The following is a 25291-nucleotide window of genomic DNA, read 5'->3' on the forward strand; positions in this document are numbered from 1 at the left end:
AGCTGCTGGGGCTAGGCGCTATATGGATTAGATTGTCCCGGCGGTGTATTTTTATAGCGCTTGTAAGACCACATATATTGTGCTGGGGCAATGGCAATGCACTGTTCAACGCCTTCATTCAGCGCCCGTGCAGCCAGTAATTCATCAGGCGAAGTAAACTCTGGGTTCACGGGCAGAAAATGGATGCGGTATCCGCGTCCTTTGGGGAGCCGTTCTGCAATTCCCCACAATACGGCTGCTTGGGCGGTTTGTGCCAAGCGTGAGGCTAAAGTCATGGTTTTGGCAGGATGCCCGAAAAAATCTGCATAAACCCCTGATGACTTGCCGGGGTCTTGGTCGGGTAGAATGACGCTGACCTGATTTTCGGCGAAGGCTTTGCGCAATGCCTTGACGCCACGGGCATTGGTCGGCACTAAGGTTGCCCCAGTGCGTTCACGGGCGCGAACGGTAAAGGCTTCAAGGCTGCTCAAGCGGGGAGGGCGGTACAGCGCAGTCATCGCTGATTTGCTGGCAAGGTAGGGCGAAAATAATTCCCAAGCGCCCAAGTGAGGGGTCAGGATCATGACGCCTTTGCCATGTTGCTGTGCCTGCTCGAAAAGCGCTAGCCCCCGAACTTCCACGATCTTTTTCAGTAAGGTGGTAGGTTGCCATAACCATAACGGGGCAATTTCAGTGGTGGTTTTACCCAATTCGATCAGGCTTTGTTTAGCAAGGAGCAAGCGTTCGGCTTCACTCAACTGTGGGTAGGCAATTTGCAGATTCTGTAAGGTGACGCTGCGTAGCTTATTGGGTAAGTACCAACTTAGTAGACCTAGCGCCGCACCCAGTGCATGATTTATCTGTAGCGGCAAAGTGCTAAGAATATGCATAAGACCAATAAAAAGACTGCCACGAAGCCGGTCTTTTACAGGGATGGTTTGGGTGGGGGGTAATGCTGTCATTGGCTGTGGATGCTACCATCATGCGTTTGAATCTTCCATTCAGGTTTTGAGCATGAGGCAAGGTATTGCACGCATTGGCATTTTGACAATTTCCGACCGCGCTAGCCGTGGCGAGTATGAAGACAAGGGTGGCCCGGCGATCCATGCGTGGTTTGCCCGTGTCTTGAGCAGCCCGTGGGAAGCGGTTGCCCGCGTGATCCCTGACGAACAGCCGTTAATCGAAGTTGCCCTGCGCGAGTTGAGCGATGTGGAAAAGTGCAGCCTGATCGTCACCACCGGCGGTACGGGGCCTGCTTTGCGTGACGTGACCCCGGAAGCTACCGAAGCCGTATGCAGCAAGATGATGCCGGGTTTTGGCGAGTTGATGCGCACGGCTTCGCTGAAGTTTGTGCCGACCGCGATCCTGTCGCGCCAAACCGCAGGCATTCGTGGGCAAAGCCTGATCGTTAACCTGCCGGGAAAACCCTCGGCGATTGACGACTGTTTGCAGGCGGTGTTCCCGGCAATCCCTTACTGCATTGATTTGATTGAAGGTGCGTGGCTGGAATCTGACCCGGCACAGTGCAAGGCATTCCGCCCTGCCCATGCCAAAGTACAGTCACCAGCTTAAACCAGCACTTGGCGCGTTTCTGTGAGGAAAAGCTGGATTTGCCGCTCAATGCGCGGGTTAACCATCACCGCAGGATGCTTGCCATTCGGGCAGGCCAGTCGTGGGGTCGTGCCAAACAGACGGCAGATCAGCGGGCGTTCCGCATAGACTTGACAGCCTTTTTCACCAAGGTGCGGGCAGCGTAGGTCAGCGAGCGCCTCTTCGTGCTCCGCATCAGTTTTGACCGGCAGCCGCGCCATCTCTTCGCTGGAAGTGGTGACGGGGCCGCAGCAGTCGTGGCAACCGGGTTCGCAGGCAAACGCGGGAATGTGTTTGCGGAAAAACCGGATTTTCTGGCTATTGGTGGTCATTGCGGTGTTGCAAGCCTTAGCAGCACTTGCCGCCGCTGCAACAATTACCCACGCTGATTTTTGATCCCAGCAACCAGCCTTCCACACTGGCTTTGGATGGAATCCCACCCGCGTGAACCACCTTGCCATCCACCACGACACCGGGCGTCGACATCACGCCGTAACCCATGATGGTGGGTAGGTCTTCGACCTTTTCCAATTCCAGCGTCACGCCTTTGGCTTTGGCAGTGTCTTCGATCAGCTTGTAAGTGGTGTTGCAGCTAGCACAACCCGTGCCGAGTACTTTGATTTCCATAAAAACTCCTGAATGAAACGTTATAAAACCAGATTAAATACATAACCGACCAGCAAGATGCCGAGTGCCACAATGCCCACGAATGTAGCAATCAGTCGCGGTTTCAGCACCTTGCGCAGGATGATCATTTCGGGCGCTGACAGGGCAATCACGCTCATCATGAATGCCAGTACCGTGCCCAGTGCTGCGCCTTTCGCCAACAATGCCTGCACGACGGGTATCACACCAGCGGCGTTGCTGTACATCGGCACACCCAGCAATACTGCTGCGGGAACTGCCCACCATACATCTTTGCCCATGAAAGACGCCATGAAATCTTGCGGCACGTAACCGTGGATCAACGCGCCCAGTGCGACCCCCGCGATGATATAAGGCCAGACTTTGCCGACGATTTCACGCACATGTTGGAAACCGTGGTTGATGCGTTCCGCCCACGCCATGCGACCACCCGGCACATCAGCGGAGCGCGTGTTTTGCATGGCACGTACCCAGTCTTCGAGGTATTGCTCCATCCCCAGCTTGCCGATCAGCATTCCGGCAACGATGGCAATCAGCAAGCCCATCGCCAGATACAGCGCTGCCACCTGCCAGCCAAACAGCCCGAACAGCAATACCAACGCCACTTCATTTACCATCGGCGCAGCAATCAGGAACGAGAACGTCACTCCCAACGGTACGCCCGCTTGCAGAAAGCCAATGAACAGCGGCACGGCGGAACAGGAGCAAAACGGTGTAACAATGCCCAGCGTTGCCGCCATCACATTACCCACACCGAGGCGCTTGCCGGAGAGCATCGCACGGGTACGTTCCGGCGACACGAAGGTGTGGATGATGCCCATCACGAACACGATGCCAGTGAGTAACAGCAACACTTTGGGGGTGTCGTACAAAAAGAACTGCAACGCACTACCCAGATGGCTGTCACGGTTGAGGGGCAGGGCGGCAACCAGCGCTTCCGAAACGGGGATCAGCGATTGGTAGAGTAAAAACCAGACCACCGCCGCTAACGGTAAAAACCAGCGTTTTTCTGAAATGACCATCAGCAGCACGCCTGCCCGGAAGCGGTTGGGGTGCAGCAAGCGCCACCCACAGTGACCACAGGTGCGGCAACGGACTGTTCATCGAATGCAACATCCAGCTTTTGCGCCGCTTCATCGCGGATGTGGCGGGCGATTTCCACCGCTGTGTTGATATGGTCTTCCGACACACCTAAGGAGCGCAGCCGCTGGACTTGGCATAAGCCCATGCTGGGGTGTTTGGCGGCAATCCCCGCTGCTAGCGAAATCAGCGCGACAATGGAAGAATGTAAAGGGGGTTGATCATTCATATTTTAAGCTCCAAGTTAAGGGGTGTGAGATACAGGAAAATGTTGATGACAACCACACTCCGCCGCGACCGTTTCAATCTGCACGGTCGGGTGGTGGATGCCAAACTGTTCTCGCAGCGCAGCCGCCAAGTCGGTCAGGAATTGATCCCCCGGACTGTCGGCGGGCATCAGCAAATGCGCCGTCAACGCCACTTCTGACGTTCCCAGCGCCCAGATGTGCAGGTCATGCACCTGTTCCACACCGGGCAAGGCTTCCAGATGGGCTTTCACCGCTGGCAAGCTGATATGGTGTGGCACGCCATCAAACAGTAAGTGCAACGATTGGTGGAACAAACCCCATGTTCCCAGCACGATGATGATGGCAATCGCCAGACTCACCAAAGGATCAAGCCAGCCCCAGCCAAACCACAACGCCAATGCCCCGGAAATGACCACGCCGATCGACACCAGCGCATCCGCCGCCATGTGCAGGAACGCACCCCGGATGTTCAAATCCTCTGAACCACGCATAAACAGCAACGCCGTCAAAGTATTGATCACCACCCCCACACTTGCCACCCACATGATGGTGTAGCCATCGGGCGGAATACTTGACCCAACGCGCCCGACCGATTCCCACATCAACGAACCCATTACTACCAGCAATAACAGCGCGTTAGTGAATGCCGCTAAAATCGAGGCACGCTTCCAGCCGTAGGTATGGCGCACATCGGCGGCTAACCCACCTGCCAGCATCCCGCCCCATGCTACCACCAGCCCCGCCACATCACTCAGGTTGTGGCCTGCATCCGCCAGTAATGCCAGTGAATTGATTTTCCAGCCGAAAAAAGCCTCAATGCCGACGAAACCAAGATTCAGGGCAATACCCAAGCCGAATGCTAGATTGAAAGAAGAAGGGGCATGATGGTGGTCATGAGAGTGTTCCATGGTGTTCCCGTTGTATTAACGTTGGACAATGCCCTGCCAAACCCACCACGAACCCGCCAGCAACAGGATCATGGCGAAAGTGCGCCGCCCCGGTAGCCAGTGGTCGTACTGGGCAATCTGGCGGATCAGGGTATTTGCCGTCGCAGGCATTGCCCCTGCGACAAACAGCAAGATACTGTGACCGATGCCGTAAACCAGCAGCAGTAACATACCCCACCACAAAGACGCGCCCAGCCATGAGCCAGTGCTAACCAGCGTCAACACCGCCGCCAACGCGGGCGTGGCACACGGGCTAAGTACCGTACCGATCAGCCCACCCAACACAATTGCCCCCCATGTCCCTGAATGGGCGAACTTTTGCTGGATACCGACGGGGAGGCTTAAACCACAGGATTGGGCAGGGCGCAAGCCCAACCACAATGCTGCTGCTACCAGCAATGCCCCGACTAAGATTGACCAAGTGCCGGAGACATTACCGAACAGCAGCCCCATCCGCGCCGCCAGCAAACCAAAGCCCAACAACGTCAAGTTCATCCCCAGCACAAAGGCAAACGACAACCACCAAGCACGGCGCGGGGTGTCGGCACGACTACCGACATAACCGACCGTTACGGGAATGGCTGCCAACGCGCACGGTGAGGTCGAAGTCAGGATACCGCCCAGCAATGCAACGAGCAGCCCTTCCCACCCCGACATCAGGATTTGCCTGCCGGAATGCCTAAAGCATCCAGAATTTCCTGTTGGGTAAGTGGCCCCATGTGCCGCCAGGTTTCCTGCCCATTGGCATCGAAGAACACTTGGGTAGGCATCAGCATGATGTGGTACTGCTTGGCATAATCCGGTTCTTTGACAATATTGACGTGCGCCACTGACAACTGCGTGGCGTAGTCTTGTTCTAACTGATTCAGCACTTTCGACATTTCTTGGCAGGTGCGGCAACTGTCAGAACCGAACTCTGCGATGGTAGGTTTACCCTGCTGCAAGGCTTGCGCAACCATGTCACCTTCGATTGCGTGTGCTTTGGTGGATAGTTGCACCGTGCTTAAGCCCAGTATCCCCACTAGCGCCAGCAGCATCAGCCACGTCATGATGGGCAGTTGGAACTTGCCTGATTGCCATTTCATAATGCGTATTCTTCATCATAGGCGTTGTCGCCTTGTACCACTGGCAAGGTCATTGCCCTATCCCATACACCCCAGCCACCGTTGAGGAAGCGCACATCTTTGTAACCTAAATTCTTGAGTTGCAGCCAGCCTAAACTCATACGGAAACCGTCGTGGCAGTAGATGTACACCGTTTTGTCGTTGGGGATGTCCTTGTACAAGGCAGCAATGTCTTCAGCCGATTTCCACAGTTGGGTTTGCCCATCCGTGCCGTCAATGCTGACGATGTTGATCGCACCGGGAATATGCCCACCCTGCACGGCATGTTTGATGACTTTGCCTGTATACATATCAGCCGGACGGGCATCAACTAGCACCACGTTAGGGGCACGGCGGGAAACCACATCGTCGTACACAGCCATCCATTCCACCAGCATCTTGGGGTTGGCATCTTTTAGGGTGACGTTGCCTTCTTTTGGCGTGGGAGTGGATTCTTTGGTGAGTTCGTTGAAACCAGTCCAGCCAATCGTGCCACCATCAAGGATTTTCACCTTGCTCATGTCATAGCCAAACAATTCCAGCGTGCCATACAGCCTAGAAGCCAAAGCCGTACTGGAATCGTCATAAATCACCACTGTAGAGCTGTTGTTGATGCCCCATGAACGTAAGGTTTTCTCAAACACATTTTTTGCCGGGAAGCGCATGATTGGACTGCCCAGATTATCGCCCAAATCCTTGAAACGCTTTACCTGCACCGCACCTTCAATATGCCCGACAGTGTTATAACGGTGCGGATGATAACGGACTTCAAGAATCACCAAATCTTTATTGCTTTGCTTTTCGGCTGCCAGCCAATCGGCATCAACCAAAAAGTCGCGGCCTTCTGCCCATGCAGGCGACAGCAAAAACATACTCAGCAGTAACAGGGCTGCACCCATGCGTTTTAACCGTAATGCCATTCTATTTTTTCCTCTCCTAACGTTTAAGAACCTTCTGCCCCCGCTTCATACCAGCCGCGTGTACGATTGACGATAGCAACGACGGACAGCATTACCGGCACTTCCACCAATACCCCGACCACGGTAGCCAGCGCAGCACCCGAATTGAAGCCAAACAACACAATCGCCGTTGCTACCGCCAGTTCAAAGAAATTGCTTGCCCCAATCAGCGCGGAAGGGGCTGCCACACAATGCGCCACCCCAAACCGACGATTGAGCCAATACGCCAGCATCGAGTTGAAATACACCTGAATCAGAATCGGGATCGCCAGCAATAAAATGATCAGTGGCTGCGCCAACACCTGTTGCCCCTGAAAGCCAAACAGCAATGCCAGCGTTGCCAGCAATGCCCCCAACGACCACGGTTGCAGCGTTTTTAACGCAGCTTCCAGCTTGCCGGATGCGAGCAACCACTGCCGCAAACCTTGACTAATCAGCACTGGAATCACGATATAAATCACTACCGACAAAAACAGCGTCGCCCACGGCACACTGATAGCCGACATTCCCAACAGCAAGCCCACCAACGGCGCAAACGCAAAAATCATAATGGCATCATTCAACGCCACTTGTGACAAGGTGAAATGCGGTTCGCCATCCGTCAGATTGCTCCATACGAACACCATCGCGGTACACGGTGCAGCCGCCAACAAAATCAACCCAGCAATGTAACTATCGAGTTGTTCAGCAGGCAACCATTCCGCAAACAGCACGCGGATGAACAACCAGCCCAGCAACGCCATCGAAAACGGTTTCACCAGCCAGTTGATGAACAGCGTTACCCCAATGCCTTTCCAGTGCTGCCCGACCTCATGCAAGGCGCGGAAGTCGATTTTCAGCAACATTGGAATGACCATCAACCAGATCAGCACGGCTACGGGCAGGTTGACTTGCGCCACCTCCATTTGCCCGATGCCTTGGAATGCGCTGGGGAACACACTGCCCAAGCCGATCCCGGCGAAAATGCACAGCAACACCCACACGGTTAGGTAGCGTTCAAATACACCCATTGCCGCTTTGGTGGCACGTTTGGCAGTGACTTCACACTGGGCGCTCATCTCACGCATCCTTGGTGGGTGGCAGGGTGGTTTGCCCGATGTCTTGCAACTGCTGTTGCAGGGAAAGTTCATCCAGCGAACCCATCGGCAGGTTGACGAAAATATCAATGCGGTTGTAAAGCTGGCGGTAGGCTTCGCGGAAAGCGGCTAAACGGGTGATTTCGTCACCTTCAACATCCGCCGGATCAGGCACACCCCAATGGGCGCTCATGGGTTGACCCGGCCAGATGGGACACATTTCAGCCGCCGCTTTATCGCACACGGTAAAAACAAAATCCAACTTGGGCGCATCAGGTGCGGCAAATTCAGCCCAGTCCTTGCTACGCAAATCCGCCGTGACATAATTCAGGCGATCCAGCAAGCTGGTGGTCATGGGGTTGACTGCACCACGTGGATGGCTGCCTGCGCTATAAGCCTTGAATTTGCCCATGCCCAAACGGTTCAGGATGGCTTCTGCGATAATGCTGCGGGCAGAATTACCCGTGCAAAGAAACAGGACGTTGAACATAAAATTATCCTTCTTCAAGCAGTTGTTAAAGAGGATAACATATACGTCAAATCGAATATATGGAATGGACTAAGTATTATGTCACAAAAGATTCATGTTTTTCAGGCAAGCGTAACGACAGCAACAACGCCGCCAACACAAATCCCGCCGACAGCCACAAACAACCTTCCAACCCGTATTGCTGGTATGACCAACCCGACAACACCGTACCCGCCAGCCGCCCACCTGCATTCGCCATGTAATAAAACCCGACCTTTAACGCCACCTTATCATGATCCGCGTAAGCCAGAATCAGGTAAGAATGCAGCGCGGAATTGATGGCAAACACCACGCCGAAAATCAGCAAACCCGCGACCAACACAGACCCGGCATCCCAGCCCTGTCCTAATACCAGCGCAATACCTGCGGGAATCAACAACAACACCAACGCCCAGAATTGGGCAGCGCCCGCCCCCGGCGCATGTTGTTTCAAGCCCAGCAATGCAGGCGCACTCGCTTGCACCACCCCGTAGCCGATTACCCACACCGCCATGAAACCTCCGACCTGCATGAAGCTCCAGCCCAATACCGCGTGCATGAATACTGGCACTGCCACCACGAACCACACATCCCGCGCCCCAAACAGGAAAAACCGCGCTGCCGACAGCCAGTTAATCGCCGCATTATTGGAAAACACTTGGGTAAATTTCGGTTTGGATTTCGCTTTGCCAAGCTCATCCGGCAACAGCAGCAGGGTCAATAGTGTCACCACGAACAACCCACCCGCGAGGATCAGCAGTGCATTCTGGAAACCAGCGACTTGCAACAAAGCCGCACCGAGGAAAAAGCCCACGCCTTTCAGCGCATTTTTCGAGCCGGTGAGGATCGCCACCCACTTGAATAGCTTCGCATCCGCATCTTTCGGCACGAGGGTTTTGACACTCGCTTTCGCCGACATCTTGTTCAGGTCTTTGGCAATGCCGGACAGGGCTTGCGCCGCCATCACATAGGGCACAGACAGCCATGCGGTGGGTAGCAACATCCCCAACGCGGCAATTTGCAATACCATGCCGAGGTGCATCGTGACATTCAGCCCCAGCCGCGCTGCCAACCAGCCGCCGACCAGATTGGTGACAATGCCGAAAAATTCGTAGAACAAGAACAGCATCGCCACCTGAAACGGCGAATAGCCGAGCTGGTGAAAATACAGCACCACCAGCATCCGCAGTGCGCCATCAGTGAGGGTGAATGCCCAGTAGCCACCCGTGACAGTGAGGTAATTGCGCAGGTCAAGGGTCATGCTTACAAACTCGCCACAACTTTCGCCGTCAACTCCATCATGCGGTTCATATAGCCCCACTCGTTGTCATACCACGCATAGATTTTCACCTGCGTACCGTCGATGACCATTGTGGAAGGCGCGTCGATGATGGACGAACGCGGGTCATGCTTGTAATCCACCGATACCAGCGGGCGTTCTTCGTAACCCAAAATGCCTTTGAGGTAGGTGTCCGCCGCTTCCTTGAAATAGCCATTCAGCTCTTCCGCCGTCACCTCACGCGCTGCTTCAAACACAAAGTCGGTGAGGGAGGCATTCAACAAGGGGATGCGCACCGCATGACCGTTCAATTTTCCCGCGAGTTCGGGGAAGATTTTGGTGATGGCTTTGGCAGAACCCGTGGTGGTGGGGATCATGGATTCGCCACACGCCCGTGCCCGGCGCAAGTCCTTATGCCCCTTGTCGATGATAGTTTGGGTGTTGGTGATATTGTGCAAGGTGGTCATGCAGCCGTGTTTGATGCCGACCTTTTCGTGCATGACTTTGACCACGGGTGCGAGGCAGTTGGTGGTGCAAGAAGCGGCAGTGATTAAATGATGCTCATCCGGCTTGTACCAATCGTCATTCACGCCATACACGATATTCAACGCGCCTTCCACAGGAGCGGCAACGATCACTTTTTTCACGCCTTGGTCGAAATACGCCTGTAACTGCTCAATTTTGCGGAACTTGCCGCTGCATTCCAGCACGATGTCGCAGCCAGACCAATCCGTGTCTTCGATAGCTTTATTGGAGGTGTAGGAAATGGTTTGACCATCAACGGTCATAGTGCGGTCATCGGCACTGCATTCCGGCGACCAGATGCCGTGGATGGAATCGAACTTCAGCAAATGCGCGGATGTAACCGCATTGCCCGCGATTTCATTGACTTGCGTGAAGGTGAACGCCGGGTTGCCCCATGCTGCGCGGATGCCCAAGCGCCCCATGCGCCCGAAGCCGTTGATGCCGATGATTGCCATGAGCTGCTCCTGAACCTATATTAACGTGCGGCTCATTATATTCGCCAAATCAAATATAGCGATATTTTTTATTATTTTTAACAAAAGGTTCATGCGCAGGGTAAGCATACCTCACTTTGCCGTTCCGCTCCTGTCAGGCGTTGGCGGTCAGTGTGGAAAGGCTCCTCACCTTCGCTGCCCAGTCGCAAACTTTCCAGCGTATCCAGCAACCAGCACGGCAGGTCGGGATGCAGGCGGTAATACACCCACAACCCGGCCTTACGGTCTAGCAACAAACCGCCTTCGCGCAACACGGCAAGGTGGCGGGAAATCTTCGGTTGCGCCAGTTCCAGTGCTTGCGTGAGTTCGCACACGCACAGTTCCGCCTTGCCCACCAACAGCAGCAGGATGCGCAGGCGGGTCTGGTCGGCAAGGGCTTTGGTGAAAGTTTCCAGTTGCATTGTCGTTTGGTCAGTTAACAGGGTACTGCCGAGTATAGCGCGGTTAAAGCTGGCTGCGCACCCAGTGGTTGCCATTTTGTACCGATTGTCAGTAAATGCTTTTATTTATTCTGAGTATTGTGTTTGTTGGCTTTTAGCATTAATTGATAGTTACAATAATTTGTAACTTGTCTTTGGTATAATGAAGCGTTAAGTTTATAACCTAAGTATCAGCCCGCGCTATTTGTTTGGCGCAAGATAATATTTTCACCTATACGATATAACAGTTTAAGAAAGATACGTAATATGCCTTTAGCATCTGGTGTCAATGTCACAACCTGCCCGTACTGTCGGGCACGCGCCCATCAGGCACGCCCCGCTTGGTGGATGCGCTGGCTCTTGGATAGCAGGCTAGTGTATGTCTGCTATGTTTGTAAACGCCATTTTCGGCAGTGATTGGGTGGATAGTCGTGAGGTGTAATTGGTTTTTTTTATGAGTTGCGGATGATAAGGTTTCATTTCCCTTTGCTTAAGTTTGATTTGCCGTAATAAGATTATCATGTAAAATAATGTTCACTCCCTCGCAAGTGTAAAGCCACATTGTTTTCCGGCAATGTGGCTTCTTTTTTGTAGCTCAATATGCGTTTCAAGGTCTTAATATCCCTGCTTGCCATCGGTAAGTAATTACCTAAAATCAGCCAAGGAGCGGCATAGATGAGCAAGCTGATACATCAGTGTGCATCACCCGTAACCATCTGGGGGTAATGAGCAAGTCCGCACTGGCATTTGCCAGTGATACCACGCAGTTGGTTGATTTCACCTTGCCAGCGACGGATGTGTACGGCAGTTACGCACGTCTGGATAATGCCAGTTTCGCGGCTAACTACATCGTCAACGGCGGTGTCCCGAAATAACTGGCACAGGGATGGAAACGGATAGCCTCAGCCGGGCGACTGGCTGGGGCTTTTTCGTATTCGTGTTTAAAGCTGGCTGCGCACCCAACGTACAATATCTGCCGCACCCATCGCCCCGGATTGGCGGGAGATTTCCTGCCCGTTACGGAACAGCACCATCGTTGGGATACTGCGAATATTGTATTGCGCCCCCACCATCTGGTGGGCTTCGGTGTTGAGTTTCGCTAGCCGTACCTGCGGTTCCAGTTGCCCTGCGGCTTGCTCGAATGCCGGAGCCATCTGGCGGCAAGGCCCACACCACGGAGCCCAGAAGTCGACCAGCACCGGAATGTCATTACGGCTGACGTGTTTGGCGAAATTCGCCCCGCTCAGTTCAACCGGGTGCGCGTTGAACAGGGCGCTGTGGCACTTGCCGCACTTGGGTTGGTCTTTGGTGCGGTCAGCGGGGATGCGGTTGGTTACGTCGCAGGCAGGGCAAACCAAATTCAGTACATCGCTCATGTGATTTCCTTGTGAAATTTTTACAGAATGCGCTGAATATGGGGGCAAATCTATCGACTTTCTACCCCAGATTCGTTGATGGAATGAAATTTAATGTCCGGTCATCGACGTTACACGGATGTGTAACTATGGGTGTATACGTTCCAATGCTACAGTTCAAGCCAGTGAGTTAGGAGCTTCATTTAAATGAAGCGGGGGTTGCCAGATTACTCTTGCGGCAACCATTTTTAGCAAAAAAAGAAAATGGATCGCCACTTAATGTGTAAAAATATACGTCATGCCTGTGGCAGATGTTTCTGGAGAGAGGACTAGCTTAGGCACGCTACCCCGCATACAGCTATACTGTGTGCTGTGGTATGCCAAAGCCCAAATATCTTATGGAAATTGATGCCCTCACCATACAAAAGGAGTTGGAAAGTATTCTTTCTAGCCGTTGCTTCCGCTCCCGCAAAGCTTCAAAAAAACTCCTGCGTTACATTGTTACGGCAAGTATTACCGGAAACCCTCAGCCTCTCACCCAACATGCGATTGCTGTTGAAGGGCTGGGCAGGCAACCTGATTTTAATGACATTTACAACCCTCTAGTGCGTGTCCAAGCGGGGCGTTTGCGTAAACAATTGGAAGAGTATTATGCAACGGAAGGGCTTCTGAATCAGGTGCGTATCGAGCTTCCACTTGGCAGTTACCAACCTGTTTTTACACGTCATGAGCATGAACTCCGCAATCCGTTACCTGTACCAGCAGATGAGTCCTTCAGTATTTCCCAAGGCCCCAGTATTGCTTGTGTGCCGCGTAACTTTTTAGCAGATGAAACGGTCGGTTGGCCTTTCATCACTCACGTGACCCGTGAATACGTCAATGCCTTGACCCGTTTTAATTTTTGTCAGGTCATGTTTACTGAGGATACGCCTGCCCGCGTACCGATAGAACGGACGGATTTTATCCTTTTCTTTGACTTGCACAGCAGCGGGGAGAGCTACAGCCTCAAGTGCAGCTTGGTGCAAAACCAGACCCTCCAGATTATCTGGGCAGAAAGCTTTGCATTAGGTAGCCACGACCCCACCCCAGCGTTACTAAACCCAATTTTCAAACGCATTGCCAACGACACCGTTAGCCTCGAATGTGGCCTCACGCACGATGTTTGGGTGCGGCAATTACTGGATTCAGGCAAGCCTATCGCTGCCCACCATCAAGTCATGGTGGCAACTCGCCAGCAACTCTGGGAATTGTCCCCCGTCAACTTCCGCAACCTGCGGCTGGTGTGTGAACAACGCTTGGAACAATTCCCACATGATGTGCAAGCAACACTGATATACGCTGACCTGTGCCGTTCGGAATATTTGCTGAAATACCGTGAATTTGATTCATTGAAAACCCACTGGGCACAAGTTGCGGACACCCTCATGCAACTGGCTCCCGGCAATGCCCATTCTCACCTGTACGCTGCCGGTGCTTACTTGTTGGATGAGGAATACGAACTGTGCTTGGAAGCATTGGCAAGAGCGCAGTCCATGAATCCACTGGATACACACTTAAACACCATCAGTGGGCTGATTCACATCGGGATGGGCGACTGGCGAACGGGGGCGCAACTGATTCAGGATTGCGTCGACATCAGCCCGATTTACCCGGACTGGTATCACATTCCCTTGTGCCTTTCCCATTACCGGGAAGGCCGTTTTCGGGTAGCCATGCAGGAAGCTAAAAAAATCCGGCTTAAACATTGCTGGGGGCCCATGTTGCGGGCTGCCCTCTATCAGCACAATGACTTATGGGAAAAAGCGGGGGTCGAATACCAACGATTGGCGAATAACCACCCCGATTTTATCCAGACTGGCAAAAACCTCGCGCAAGGTTTCACCAGTAAAGCCAATCGGGTGATTGGCAAGATATTATCGGATTTCCCCCCCAAGCCTTAACGCGACTCCACTCCATGTTCGCGGGTGGAATGGAATTTAACGTCCGGCCATTTTTCCTGTGCCATTTGCAGGTTGATGCGTGTCGGGGCGATGTAAACCAATTCCCCCGCATGGTCGTAAGCCAAGTTTTGCGCGGCCTTGGTTTTGAACTCTTCAAACTTTTTCTCGTTGGTGGATGTGACCCAACGCGCGGTTTGCACGTTCACGCCTTCAAACAGCGCGTCGACTTTGTATTCGTCTTTCAGGCGCTGCGCCACCACGTCGAACTGCAATACTCCGACCGCGCCGAGGATCAGGTCGTTGTTATTGAGCGGTTTGAAAAGCTGGGTTGCGCCTTCTTCGCACAACTCCGCCAAACCTTTTTGCAACTGCTTCATTTTCAGCGGGTCACGGAGTTGCGCACGGCGGAACAATTCCGGTGCGAAATTGGGGATGCCGGTGAATTGCAGGTTTTCGCCTTGCGTAAACGTATCGCCGATGCGGATGCTGCCGTGGTTGTGCAGGCCGATGATGTCACCGGGGTAAGCGTCTTCCACATGCTCGCGGTCAGATGCCATGAAAGTCAGCGCGTCAGGGATTTTGACATCCTTACCGATGCGCACGTGCTTGGCTTTCATGCCCTTTTCAAACTTGCCGGAACACACCCGCAGGAAGGCCATGCGGTCGCGGTGTTGCGGATCCATATTGGCTTGGATTTTGAAAACGAAACCCGTGAACGGCTCTTCGCCAGCTTCCACTTTGCGCGTGGTGGTGGGGCGGGCTTGTGGTGCGGGGGCGTTTTCCACGAAATCGTCCAGCAATTCGCGGATACCGAAGCTGTTTAATGCCGTGCCGAAATACACCGGGGTCATTTTGCCGTCGAGGTAGGCTTGCAGGCTGAATTCGTGGCTTGCACCTTTTACCAATTCGATTTCTTCGCGTAATTCGTCGGCTTGTGTGCCGAGTTTTTCGTCCAATTCGGGGTTATCCAGCCCTTGGATTTCGTCGTAGTCGAGTTTGCGTTCGGTGCTGGGTTTGTAGAGGATTACTTTATCCTGATACAGGTGGTAAATGCCTTTGAGGCGTTTGCCCATGCCGATAGGCCAAGTGATCGGAGCACATTGGATATTGAGGACGGTTTCGACTTCATCCAGCAATTCAATCGGCTCTTTGCCTTCGCGGTCGAGCTTGTTGATGAAGGTCATGATCGGTGTATCGCGCAGGCGGCAAACTTCCATCAGCTTGATGGTGCGTTCTTCGACCCCTTTCGCCACGTCGATAACCATCAGCGCGGAGTCAACTGCGGTCAAAACGCGGTAGGTATCTTCCGAGAAATCCTCATGCCCCGGCGTGTCGAGCAAGTTGACGATGCGCCCGTTGTAGGGGAACTGCATGACGGATGAGGTGACGGAAATCCCACGTTCCTTTTCCATCGTCATCCAGTCGGAAGTCGCATGGCGGGCAGCTTTGCGCCCCTTGACTGTACCCGCAAGCTGGATCGCTCCCCCGAACAGCAACACCTTTTCGGTCATGGTGGTTTTCCCCGCATCCGGGTGGGAAATGATCGCGAAAGTGCGGCGGCGGGCGGTTTCTTGTAGGCGGTCGGTCATGGTGTTCACGGGGTCAAGGAGTTGGAAAGAGGGCGATTATAGCGGAAAGGGAGTGATTGCTACAGCATTCCAAGATTGCGTATTTACGTCCACGGATTCACTAACACTAACCCCGGCAGAAAATCAAAATCCGTCACGTTCCGCGTTGCCAGTACGCAATCATTTGCCTGTGCCACCGCCGCAATCAACATATCCTCAACACTCATCGGCGGCTTGCTTGCCGGTAACTCGGAAATGACGTTGGTATCCAGCAAGATCATGTAGCATCCCCGGAAAAGTCGGGGGCAGGGCGGGGAAGGGAGCGTGCGGGTAAGGGCAAATCAATCCCGTGCGTCAATACAACGACCTGTTGGTGTACGCGAGTTCCAAAGCCTTTTTGAGGGTTTTGCGGGGATAGGATTTGTTGCGGAGTGCGCAACGGTGGCTTGCGGGTGTCCTTTCGATTACGGATTTTCAGCATTACCATCGCCAGTACTACCTAGTGCAGTGAGATTGCTATGTATTGTAGGCAACACGCCCACTGAGTGCAAAGGCTGCGATATTCCCACCGATAAGCTACCATTGCCCCACAAATGGAGGTTTTTCATGGGTAAAGCAATGTTGGCTATCGCCTTGGGCGCGAGTGCAGGAGCCGTGTTACGTTGGCTGCTGGGGGTAAAGCTCAATGGCCTGTTTCCAGCAATTCCGTTGGGCACATTATCGGCGAATCTGGTGGGGGGCTATATTATAGGTTTCGCCATCGCGTATTTCGCACAGATGCCGAACCTTGCCCCGGAATGGCGCTTGCTGATTATCACCGGATTTTGCGGCGGATTGACCACGTTTTCCACCTTTTCGGCGGAAGTAGTGACGTTGCTCCAGCAGGGTAGGCTAACATGGGCAATGGGCGCGATCAGCATCCATGTGGCGGGGTCGTTGCTGATGACTTTGGTTGGGATGGCGACGTGGCAGTGGTTGAAAATGCGTTAAGGAGGCAGGCGTATGGATGGTTATCAAGTTACTTTTTTCACCCAGCAGAGCCGTAGTCATCAAGGTAAGCCGTTGGTCGATTGGTTGGTGCATTTGTCCGGGGAATTGGGCTTGCGTGGCGTGACCGTGATTCCGGCGAGTATTGGGATTGGGCATGACCACCAACTGCATTCGGCGCATTTTTTCGAGCTGAGCGACCAGCCAGTGCTGGTGATTATGGTGGTGACGGCAGAGGAGTGCGCCCGCCTGTTTGTGCGATTGGAAACCGAAACCGTGAAAATTTGTTACACCAAAGCGGCGGTGACGTTTGGTACAGTGGGGAAAGCCCCTAACTGATGCAACGCGCCTACCATTTCCTCAACACCGTCTACGGTTACAACGATTTCCGCCTTAACCAGCGCGATATTATTGAATCACTGCTGCAAGGCCGTGACGTGCTTGCGCTCATGCCCACGGGCGGTGGTAAGTCTTTGTGCTACCAGATTCCAGCCTTGGCGCGGGACGGTGTGGGCATCGTGGTTTCGCCGCTGATTGCCTTGATGCAAGATCAAGTGGATGCGCTGCAACAGTTGGGCATCCGTGCTGCTTACCTCAATTCGACCTTGGATTTCGCCAGTGTGCAGCAGGTGGAACGCGATTTGCTGGCAGGCACGTTGGACATGCTTTATGTCGCGCCCGAACGTTTGCTCAGCGACAAAATGCTGAGCCTGCTCGACCGTGTGCATGAAACCGTGGGTGTGGCGCTGTTTGCCATTGATGAAGCGCATTGCGTGTCGCAGTGGGGGCATGATTTTCGCCCGGAATACCAGCAACTGTCGGTATTGGTAGAACGTTACCCCGGCGTGCCGCGCATTGCTTTGACGGCGACTGCTGACCTGCGTACCCGCGAAGAAATTATCCAGCAACTGCGGCTGCAACAGGCGGATGTTTTCGTCAACAGTTTTGACCGCCCCAATATCCACTACGCGATTACGCAGGGGCAAAACGCCCGCCAGCAATTGTGGCATTTCATCGAAGCCAACCACCCGCAGGATGCAGGCATTGTTTACTGCCTGTCGCGCAATAAAGTCGAAGACATTGCTGCGTGGTTGTGTGACCAAGAGCGTGTGGCTCTGGCCTACCACGCGGGGATGGATGCTGCCACCCGCCGCGACCACCAGCAACGTTTCCTGCGCGAAGAGGGCGTCATCATGGTCGCCACCATCGCGTTTGGGATGGGCATCGACAAGCCGGATGTGCGTTTCGTCGCCCATTTGAGCTTGCCCAAAAGCATCGAAGCCTATTATCAGGAAACCGGACGTGCCGGGCGCGACGGCCTGCCCGCGAATGCGTGGATGGCGTATGGCCTGCAAGATGTCATTTCCCTGCGGCAAATGATGGCGCAATCGACCGCCAGTGAACAGCAAAAGCGCATCGAACACCACAAGCTCGAAGCCATGCTCGGCCTGTGCGAAATGACCGCCTGCCGCCGCCAAGCCTTACTGGAATATTTCGGCGAAGCTGCCCCCGAACCGTGCGGCAACTGCGATAACTGCCAACATCCGCCGGAAGCGTGGGAAGCCTCCCTCGCCGCACAAAAGGCATTGTCTTGCGTCTACCGCACCGGGCAACGTTTCGGCGTGAATTACGTGGTGGATGTCTTACTGGGCAAGGACGATTCGCGCATCAGTCAATTCCGCCACGATTTGCTCACCACTTACGGCATCGGCAAGGAATATTCCTCCCCCGAATGGCGCAATATTTTCCGCCAATTGATTGCCTTGGGGTATTTGAGTGTGGATGTTGACGGGCACGGCGGTTTGCGCCTGACCGATAAATCCCGCCCATTGTTGCGCGGCGAGCAGGAGTTGCACTTACGCAAGGAGCAAAAGCCAGAAAAGCGCCGCAAGGAACGCAACCGCACCGAACGCGCCGACAAACCGCGTTTCGACCGCGAAACCTTGCCCGCCGAGGCTGAAGCGTTATGGGAAGCCTTGCGTACCTTGCGCCTGCAATTGGCGCGGGAACAGGGTGTGCCGCCTTACGTCATTTTCCACGATTCGACCCTGCTGCACATGGCAACTGAACGCCCGTCCACGCTGGAAGCCATGCGCGGCATCACCGGCGTGGGTGAAAGCAAGCTGGAAAAATACGGGCAGGCGTTTTTGGATGTGGTTACAGCAAATTTGCCAACTTGACGAAATCTTCAACGGCAAGGGTTTCTGCCCGCCGTGTCGGGTCGATGCCGATGCTTTCCATTTGTTCCACCGTCACCAAACCTTTCAGGGTATTGCGTAAGGTTTTGCGCCGTTGTGCAAACGCTTGTTTCACCAGCTTTTCAAACTGTTCCACGTCGTTGGCGATGTGCGGTTGGATTGCCCACGGTTTGAGGTAAACCACGGCGGAATCCACTTTCGGCGGTGGGGTAAATGCGCCGGGGCCGATTTTCAGCAGGTAATGCGGTTCGCAGAAATATTGCACCATCACGGAAAGCCGCCCGTAATCGGCGCTGTCCGGTTCGGCGGTGATGCGGTCGACCACTTCCTTTTGCAGCATGAACAGCATGTCGCGGATGTGTTCGCGGTGGTGCAGGAAATGGAAAATCAGTGGGGTGGAAATGTTGTAGGGCAGGTTGCCAATGATGCGCAGTTTCTCACCTTCGCCGTGCAAGGTCGCGATGTCGAGCTTGAGCGCGTCTTGGGCGTGGATATTGAGTTTGCCTTGCGCTTGCGGCTGTTGTTGCCACCACGCAATTACATCGCGGTCGATTTCTACCACGTCCAGTTGCGGGAGTAGTTCCAGTAAAGGGAACGTGAGTGCGCCGGGGCCGGGGCCGATTTCGACGACATGATCAGTCGCTTGCAAATTGAGGGCGCGGAGCATTTTGTCGATGACATTGCGGTCGTGCAAGAAATGCTGACCGAAGCGTTTTTTGGCTTGGTGTTCGTAACGGGACATAGGTTTCCGGGGAGTAATGCCCTCCCCAGATAAGGGGAGGGCTAGAGTGGGGGCTTCTTACGGTAGGATTTTCAATTCAACCCGGCGGTTTTGCGCTTTGCCTTCTGGCGTGGCGTTATCCGCAATCGGTTGGTTGGGGCCGTAACCTTTGGCACTGAGCAGCTCGGCTTTCGCACCTTTTTCAACCAGATATTTCATCACGGTTTCCGCGCGGGATTGCGAGAGTTTTTCGTTCGCCGCTTTGTCGCCGCTGCTGTCCGTGTGCCCGCCGACTTCGATTTTTAGGTCGGGGTACTTTTTCAGGGTGTTGGCAGCTTCATCCAAAATCGGCAAGGAAGTGGCGGTCAGGATGGATGAACCTGTTTCAAAGTTCACGCCTTTGAGGTTGATGTTCTCAGTTTTGGCGCAACCGACCTGATTGACTTCGCTGCCAGCGGCAGTGCCGGGGCAAAGGTCAGCATCGTCGGCTACGCCGTCTTTGTCGGCATCAGCAATCGCATCGCAGCCTTTGTCGTCGACTTTCGCACCTTCTTTGCTGTCTAGGCACTTGTCAGCGTCATCCGCAACGCCGTCTTTGTCGCCATCAGGCGGAGGCAGGTCACAGCCTTTATCATCGACTTTCACGCCTTCTTTGGTATCAAGACATTTGTCCGCGTCGTTAGGCACGCCGTCTTTGTCGTCATCAGCCGGAGGCGGAGGAGGCAGGTCGCAGCCTTTGTCGTCGACTTTCACACCTTCTTTGGTATCAATGCATTTATCCGCATCGTTAGGCACGCCGTCTTTATCGTCATCAGCCGGAGGAGGCGGAGGCAGGTCGCAACCTTTTTCATCGACTTTCACACCAGCCGCAGTGGTTGGGCATTTATCCGCATCGTTAGGCACACCGTCTTTGTCGTCATCAGCCGGAGGCGGTGGCGGTAAGTCACAACCTGTGGCATCAACTTGCACACCTGCTGCGGTGGTGGGGCATTTGTCGAGCTTGTCAGGGATGCCGTCTTTGTCGTTGTCCTTGGTTTCGGTTTCAAGGGTGCTGGCGAGACGCTGCTTTTCGCTTTCCAATGCCGCGTAGTTTTCACGCAATTTGGCAAACTCTTGGGAAACTTCGGCGATGGCACTGACCTTGGTGTTCATTTCAGTGACTTTGCCTTCCAGCTCGCCTTTTTCAGCTTTGCAGCTTTCCAACTCGGCTTTTTTGACGCTTGCTGCCAATTCACCTTGCAGGCTGTCGAGCTTTTGTTGGAGGTTGGATTTGCCGCTGCTGGCTTCTTCGAGCTGCTTTTTCAGGTCGGCAATGGTCTTTTCTTGCACGGACAGGGTTTCTTGGGTTTTGCTGACCAAATCAGTTTGCTGTTGGCGCAACGTACCAAGGGTTTTGTTGAGGCTGTCGATTTGCTGGACAGTACCGCTTTGGTTGGCGGTATTTGTCTGTGTACCAGTTAGGTATTGGTTTGCCGTGGTGTTGTAAGCATTGCTGTAACCCATGCTAGGCCATGAAAAAGTGGGCATGGGCGGCAACATGAGCGGTGGTGGTGCAGGCGGAACCATCATCGAACCGGGCATGAAATACCCCGGATTGTAATAAGAGTTGCTACCTGTGTACCCCCGGTTCATGTAGGGATACTGGTAAGTGTTGCCCCACGTTGAGGTGCTTTGCGGCATGGTGTAGCCGTAAGTGTAAGTGCTCGGGCTTAAGGCATACGTGCCGGGGCTAACCGTGGTTGCCGTGCCGGTGGTTGCCGCTGTTGCGCCCGCTTGGGGGTAAACATACGTACCGGATGTTGCGGTAGCTGCCGGTGTTGTTGCGCTGCTGGCTGCTTCGGTTCCACTGGTTGTGGTCGTTGTTGCCGTCGGCTGGCTGGCGGTGTAACTCCATTGGGTAGACGTGGTGTTGCTGGAGCCGTCATTACTGGTCGTGGTTTCTGTCTTTGCTGTGGCGTCTGGCGGAAGCGTGCTGGGGTCAGGGAACTTCGGCGTTTCCGCATACGCGGACACGGTGAGTACCGAAGTCATAGTCAGGCAGGCGATGAGTTTGTACATGTTGGAACCTTCCTCTCTAAAACAATGAAATAGTTAACGTTGTGCTTGTCACGTTTTGCCGCCAACGGACAGGTCGCGGCGTGCGGCGGATATGGTAATGGTAAAACCAGCAATGACATCCAAAAATGACATAGCCGTCAGAATCAGGAATACGGAATTTCCACCCCAATCATAAATGAGCCATGCGGTCAGGTAGGCTATCAGCACAAAAGTGGAAAATAAATGGTCAATGATGGTGGCTTCCGATGTACGGGTAGACTTAAACAGCTCCAAGTACAGTGTGCCAACCCCGAGCAGGATCATAATATCGCCCCACGTCGGTTTCCACCAAGCGTTGGAGGGCAGGTGCATGTGGAACAGTACATGGTCTAATTTTTCAGGAAAAAAGCCGATTTTTACCGCAAGCCAGTAAAAGACGAACAGCACGCCAAACAGCGGGACAACTTGTAGGACTCGAAACATCATCATGGCAGTAATCGGTTAGTTACATGGTTAGGAGTATAAAACAAAGGCTTGCCGCCGTCAGGCATAACAAATGAAATGTTCGTTCGTCGGGTGAATTTGTGGTGTTCGGGCGACACACAATATAGTTGCTCGCAAGTGTCATTGGATACATAAAAATAAAGACACACAACAGAAGAGATAACAATCATGAACAACAAAAAATTCCGTATTTCCCGAAGGGCTCTTTTGCCATTGCTGTTTTGCTCCGCTGCTGTGCTGGCGGGTGACGGTGGTGTCGAAGCACCGTATGGGCAAATGCCTCCTGCCTCCCAAAATGCTTTAACCCTCGAAGATGAAGCTGCGGTTGCTCCTTGTGACAGCGGTGATCCTGCGCGTGGTGACTGCCCAGAAATGGCTGCTGAAGCGCCAGCGATGGTAGCAAGTGCCGAGGCAGCGCCAGCACCAGATACCATGCAGCAAGCCCAACAATTGGGTAAAGAAAGCGATGGTTTCGTCGATGATGCTAGCCAAACGGGCGCACCTAGCCTCAATACTGGCTATGTCGGTGGGCAAACCCGCATCGGCGTGGGCATTGATTCCGAATTCAAGGGTAAAGCCGATTTGAGCCATGTCTTTACTGAAAACGAAGACAGCGCGGTTATCGGGCAAGGTTACGTCGGTGTAGACCCAAGAAAAGGCACTTCAACTGGGCATATCACGGGTGCTGGTGCTAAGTTGAACTACCATTGGGTTTCTAAAGATGGCGCTGGGCAAGTCAGCCATGTTAATAAAGTATACGGTGCTTACGACCAAAACGGCGCATCCGATAAAGACGGTAAGCAAGGCAAAAAAGTAACCGTTGGTTACGGTCAAGAACGTGAAAACATGTTCTGGTCGGGCAGCGTGATGAAAGGCTTGTCTAGCAAGGCCGACACTGGCATGAAAGACGCTAACGGCAACACCATTTATGAAAAAGCCTACGATTGGGGTGTTGGTGGGCGCGTGGGTACGTTCATTTCCGAACAGCAAATGCGGGTACAAGGTGGTTTGGATTACGAATGGGGCAGTGAACATGCCGCCAACGAAAGCAAAGCCAAACAGTTAACACTGACTGGCGGCGTGGAAAAATTTATTCCAGATTCACCGCATAGCGTGAATGCCAACGTTGATGTGTACAAAAAATCCGGTGGTTATGAAGACGGCAGCCAAAAAACCCAAGTCCGTGGTGGCGTAGGCTACCGCTATGACATCGCCAGCGAAGCGGGCATTTGGCAAGCGGACAAAATGTACCGCCGTGTGCGCACAGAAATTCCGGGTGAATCCGTCAAGCAGCCGCCTAAAATTGAGCGCAAGCTGGTCAAGCACACCATGGAACTGGAAGCGGATACCTTCTTCAAAGTGGACAGCGCCAAGCTGACACCAGAAGCACAGGATCGCCTGAAAGCCGTTATCGCGCAAATGCGTGCATCTGGGCATGAAGGTAACATCCGTATTTCCGGCAATACCTGTGACATCGGTTCAACAGCACATAACCAATCGCTTTCCGAACGTCGTGCGAAAAGTGTGCGCGAATTCTTGGTCAAGCAAGGTTTTACGGCAGATGAGCTGATCGCCGAAGGTTTGGGTGAAACTCATCCGAAATACCCGAATACCAAAGCGGAACGGCACAAAAACCGCCGTGTAGACATTGAGTACGTGTCTTACCAAAGCGAGTACAAAGACCAAGTTATCGAGCAAGGCGGCACAACTGCGACCGACCCGAAAGTGGTTTGGAAGCAAGAGCTGATTCCATCTCCGCCACTGTGGGTACGTCAGGCATTGCATAATGTGGCTGATCACAAGCAACGTGTTGATACCTATAAGACCACAGCGGGTGGTGCACCAGCGGTTTGTAGTATCGCGGCAGACAATGATGACTATCCTGTTGCTAAGGATAGTACGGATAACCCACTCAATGTATTGGATGGAGATGAGGGATGCGATAGCACCATTACCATCACTGCGGTAGGTACACCAGAGCATGGTACTGTCACTATTCATCCTGATGGGGAGTGGGTGGTCTATACGCCAACAACGGGTTACACCGGGTCAGATACCTTTACCTATACCATTACGGATGCTGATGGTCACACCAGTACTGCGACGGTTACTGTTACTGTTGGTAGTGGCGCTTGTAGCATCGCGGCAGATGATGATGATTACGGAAATATTAAAAACGGCGACTCTGCAACCCCGATGAACGTCTTTGATGGTGATACGGATTGTGGTGGTAGTCCAATCACTGATCCAAAATCCGTAACAGTTAATATTGTGGCTCCACCAACACACGGTACTGTAGACATTGGCACTGATGGCTATCCATTTTACACGCCGGGTGCTTCCTATGTGGATAGTGATAGCTTCACTTACACGATTACGGCAAATGGTCATACATCGAATGTGGCGACAGTGACTATTGGAGCGTGTCCATCAACAGGCAGTTGCAGTTGTGCAGCAGATAAAGTAGGCAGTTTCAGCTATGCCTACAATAACGTAACACCTGCGGTGGGTTCTATTAATCCAGCAAGCTATTTGGATTCCGCTGATGTGATTGAGTCTGTATCTTTTGATGCAGCAAGTAGTCTTGCTTCCAAGCAGTTCTACGCGACAACAGTATCTGGAACTCCAATTTATGCGGGGGTATTCGCTGTTCAGTCTGATAACACCATTAAGTTTACGCAAAGCTCTAATGGATATTGCCAGAATGGTACGCTTGTCTTCTACATTAAGAAGCAAGGTTGCGATGCACCCATTAAAGTAACTATTGACGTTACACAGACTGCGCCAGCGCCATAAAATGACTTTTGCGCAATGAAAAAAGCCGCCGGGGAAACTCGGCGGCTTTTTATTTGGGTAGGATTAATTGTCAGGCATTCCCGCCATCATCCATTGGGCAAACAGACGTACTTTGTCGATGTCCCAGCGTGGGCCATCGTCCCGAGGCATATTGCCGCTGGTGACTTCCAGTAAGATTTTATCTGCATGTTCACGTACTGCATCGAAAAGGTGCAGGTCAAAACTGACATCTTCGGCAAGTCGATTAGGTTGCGGTTTGCGGGCGCGGAGCATACAGCCCCGGTTTAGGTCAGTGAATAACGGACGGATGTTTGTTTTCCAAGAAACCATGGT

At 53.3% G+C, this 25291-nt stretch carries 28 protein-coding genes; 7 read left to right on the forward strand and 21 right to left on the reverse strand.

What is annotated here, in order from left to right:
- Positions 1-11 precede the first annotated feature (11 nt).
- Complete coding sequence (locus tag PHE17_RS09290) at positions 12-941, reverse strand: lysophospholipid acyltransferase family protein (protein WP_301015559.1); 930 nt, start codon at positions 939-941, stop codon at positions 12-14.
- A 52-nt stretch (positions 942-993) separates the two neighbouring features.
- Between PHE17_RS09290 and mog the strand changes: the two genes are divergently transcribed.
- Positions 994-1551, forward strand: a complete 558-nt coding sequence (gene mog / locus PHE17_RS09295) for a molybdopterin adenylyltransferase (RefSeq protein ID WP_301015560.1) — start codon at positions 994-996, stop codon at positions 1549-1551.
- On the opposite strand, the gene PHE17_RS09300 is transcribed toward mog, so the two are convergent.
- From PHE17_RS09300 to PHE17_RS09360, 13 genes are all read right to left on the reverse strand, one after another.
- Positions 1548-1901 (reverse strand): YkgJ family cysteine cluster protein, encoded by a 354-nt coding sequence (locus PHE17_RS09300; RefSeq protein WP_301015561.1) that lies wholly within the window; start codon positions 1899-1901, stop codon positions 1548-1550. The two genes, mog and PHE17_RS09300, sit on opposite strands and share 4 nt — an antisense overlap.
- Before the next feature lie 16 nt (positions 1902-1917).
- Entirely contained in the window at positions 1918-2196 is a 279-nt protein-coding gene (locus tag PHE17_RS09305; protein ID WP_301015562.1) for a thioredoxin family protein, read from the reverse strand.
- Positions 2197-2216: 20 nt separating this feature from the next.
- Entirely contained in the window at positions 2217-3275 is a 1059-nt protein-coding gene (locus PHE17_RS09310) for a permease (RefSeq protein WP_301015564.1), read from the reverse strand.
- Entirely contained in the window at positions 3236-3523 is a 288-nt protein-coding gene (locus PHE17_RS09315; RefSeq protein WP_301015565.1) for a hypothetical protein, read from the reverse strand. Before PHE17_RS09315 ends, PHE17_RS09310 begins: the two co-directional genes overlap by 40 nt.
- 15 nt (positions 3524-3538) lie before the next feature.
- Complete coding sequence (locus PHE17_RS09320) at positions 3539-4450, reverse strand: cation diffusion facilitator family transporter (RefSeq protein ID WP_301015566.1); 912 nt, start codon at positions 4448-4450, stop codon at positions 3539-3541.
- A gap of 15 nt (positions 4451-4465) precedes the next feature.
- Positions 4466-5146 (reverse strand): cytochrome c biogenesis protein CcdA, encoded by a 681-nt coding sequence (locus tag PHE17_RS09325; RefSeq protein ID WP_301015567.1) that lies wholly within the window; start codon positions 5144-5146, stop codon positions 4466-4468.
- Positions 5146-5574: a thioredoxin family protein gene (locus PHE17_RS09330; protein WP_301015568.1), complete on the reverse strand. Its 429-nt coding sequence runs from the start codon at positions 5572-5574 to the stop codon at positions 5146-5148. The genes PHE17_RS09325 and PHE17_RS09330 overlap by 1 nt, the downstream gene beginning before the upstream one ends.
- Complete coding sequence (locus PHE17_RS09335; RefSeq protein ID WP_301015569.1) at positions 5571-6512, reverse strand: rhodanese-like domain-containing protein; 942 nt, start codon at positions 6510-6512, stop codon at positions 5571-5573. The genes PHE17_RS09330 and PHE17_RS09335 overlap by 4 nt, the downstream gene beginning before the upstream one ends.
- A gap of 23 nt (positions 6513-6535) precedes the next feature.
- Positions 6536-7609 (reverse strand): ACR3 family arsenite efflux transporter, encoded by a 1074-nt coding sequence (arsB, locus tag PHE17_RS09340; RefSeq protein ID WP_301015570.1) that lies wholly within the window; start codon positions 7607-7609, stop codon positions 6536-6538.
- A gap of 1 nt (position 7610) precedes the next feature.
- Positions 7611-8117 (reverse strand): arsenate reductase ArsC, encoded by a 507-nt coding sequence (locus tag PHE17_RS09345; protein WP_301015571.1) that lies wholly within the window; start codon positions 8115-8117, stop codon positions 7611-7613.
- Between the two features lie 76 nt (positions 8118-8193).
- Positions 8194-9396 (reverse strand): organoarsenical effux MFS transporter ArsJ, encoded by a 1203-nt coding sequence (gene arsJ, locus PHE17_RS09350; RefSeq protein WP_301015572.1) that lies wholly within the window; start codon positions 9394-9396, stop codon positions 8194-8196.
- A gap of 2 nt (positions 9397-9398) precedes the next feature.
- Positions 9399-10394 (reverse strand): ArsJ-associated glyceraldehyde-3-phosphate dehydrogenase, encoded by a 996-nt coding sequence (locus PHE17_RS09355; RefSeq protein ID WP_301015573.1) that lies wholly within the window; start codon positions 10392-10394, stop codon positions 9399-9401.
- 89 nt (positions 10395-10483) lie between these two features.
- The gene (locus PHE17_RS09360) at positions 10484-10909 is read right to left on the reverse strand and encodes a metalloregulator ArsR/SmtB family transcription factor (protein ID WP_301015574.1); all 426 of its coding nucleotides are present in this window, start codon (positions 10907-10909) and stop codon (positions 10484-10486) included.
- Positions 10910-11577: 668 nt separating this feature from the next.
- Between PHE17_RS09360 and PHE17_RS09365 the strand changes: the two genes are divergently transcribed.
- Complete coding sequence (locus PHE17_RS09365; protein ID WP_301015575.1) at positions 11578-11727, forward strand: hypothetical protein; 150 nt, start codon at positions 11578-11580, stop codon at positions 11725-11727.
- Between the two features lie 66 nt (positions 11728-11793).
- Here PHE17_RS09365 and trxC read toward each other — a convergent pair whose 3' ends face one another.
- Positions 11794-12228 carry a thioredoxin TrxC gene (trxC, locus tag PHE17_RS09370; protein WP_301015576.1) on the reverse strand — a complete coding sequence of 145 codons (435 nt, stop codon included), beginning with the start codon at positions 12226-12228 and terminating at the stop codon, positions 11794-11796.
- Between the two features lie 356 nt (positions 12229-12584).
- Between trxC and PHE17_RS09375 the strand changes: the two genes are divergently transcribed.
- Positions 12585-14147 carry a tetratricopeptide repeat protein gene (locus tag PHE17_RS09375; RefSeq protein ID WP_301015577.1) on the forward strand — a complete coding sequence of 521 codons (1563 nt, stop codon included), beginning with the start codon at positions 12585-12587 and terminating at the stop codon, positions 14145-14147.
- On the opposite strand, the gene PHE17_RS09380 is transcribed toward PHE17_RS09375, so the two are convergent.
- On the reverse strand, positions 14144-15736 hold the full coding sequence (locus PHE17_RS09380; RefSeq protein ID WP_301015578.1) for a peptide chain release factor 3: 1593 nt from the start codon (positions 15734-15736) through the stop codon (positions 14144-14146). The two genes, PHE17_RS09375 and PHE17_RS09380, sit on opposite strands and share 4 nt — an antisense overlap.
- An 83-nt stretch (positions 15737-15819) precedes the next feature.
- Positions 15820-15996, reverse strand: coding sequence for a hypothetical protein (locus tag PHE17_RS09385; RefSeq protein ID WP_301015579.1), 177 nt, complete (start codon positions 15994-15996; stop codon positions 15820-15822).
- Between the two features lie 325 nt (positions 15997-16321).
- Between PHE17_RS09385 and crcB the strand changes: the two genes are divergently transcribed.
- Genes crcB through recQ form a run of 3 tightly spaced genes read left to right on the forward strand, consistent with a single transcriptional unit; the run spans position 16322 to position 18882 of the window.
- Positions 16322-16705 (forward strand): fluoride efflux transporter CrcB, encoded by a 384-nt coding sequence (crcB, locus tag PHE17_RS09390; protein WP_301015580.1) that lies wholly within the window; start codon positions 16322-16324, stop codon positions 16703-16705.
- 12 nt (positions 16706-16717) lie between these two features.
- Positions 16718-17041, forward strand: a complete 324-nt coding sequence (locus PHE17_RS09395; protein ID WP_301015581.1) for a DUF190 domain-containing protein — start codon at positions 16718-16720, stop codon at positions 17039-17041.
- Positions 17041-18882, forward strand: a complete 1842-nt coding sequence (gene recQ / locus PHE17_RS09400) for a DNA helicase RecQ (protein ID WP_301015582.1) — start codon at positions 17041-17043, stop codon at positions 18880-18882. Before PHE17_RS09395 ends, recQ begins: the two co-directional genes overlap by 1 nt.
- On the opposite strand, the gene rsmA is transcribed toward recQ, so the two are convergent.
- Genes rsmA through PHE17_RS09415 form a run of 3 tightly spaced genes read right to left on the reverse strand, consistent with a single transcriptional unit; the run spans position 18860 to position 22147 of the window.
- Positions 18860-19642: a 16S rRNA (adenine(1518)-N(6)/adenine(1519)-N(6))-dimethyltransferase RsmA gene (gene rsmA / locus PHE17_RS09405; protein WP_301015583.1), complete on the reverse strand. Its 783-nt coding sequence runs from the start codon at positions 19640-19642 to the stop codon at positions 18860-18862. The two genes, recQ and rsmA, sit on opposite strands and share 23 nt — an antisense overlap.
- Before the next feature lie 57 nt (positions 19643-19699).
- A complete protein-coding gene (locus PHE17_RS09410) occupies positions 19700-21679 on the reverse strand; it encodes an OmpA family protein (protein WP_301015584.1) in 1980 nt (659 codons plus the stop codon).
- 48 nt (positions 21680-21727) lie between these two features.
- Entirely contained in the window at positions 21728-22147 is a 420-nt protein-coding gene (locus tag PHE17_RS09415; protein WP_301015585.1) for a hypothetical protein, read from the reverse strand.
- Positions 22148-22330: 183 nt separating this feature from the next.
- Here PHE17_RS09415 and PHE17_RS09420 point away from each other — a divergent pair, with 183 nt between their 5' ends.
- Entirely contained in the window at positions 22331-24958 is a 2628-nt protein-coding gene (locus PHE17_RS09420) for an Ig-like domain-containing protein (protein WP_301015586.1), read from the forward strand.
- Between the two features lie 63 nt (positions 24959-25021).
- On the opposite strand, the gene PHE17_RS09425 is transcribed toward PHE17_RS09420, so the two are convergent.
- Positions 25022-25288, reverse strand: coding sequence for a hypothetical protein (locus PHE17_RS09425; protein WP_301015587.1), 267 nt, complete (start codon positions 25286-25288; stop codon positions 25022-25024).
- Between the last annotated feature and the right edge of the window lie 3 nt (positions 25289-25291).

Source organism: Thiothrix sp. (genome assembly GCF_028714775.1).
In the GTDB taxonomy this organism is placed as follows: domain Bacteria; phylum Pseudomonadota; class Gammaproteobacteria; order Thiotrichales; family Thiotrichaceae; genus Thiothrix.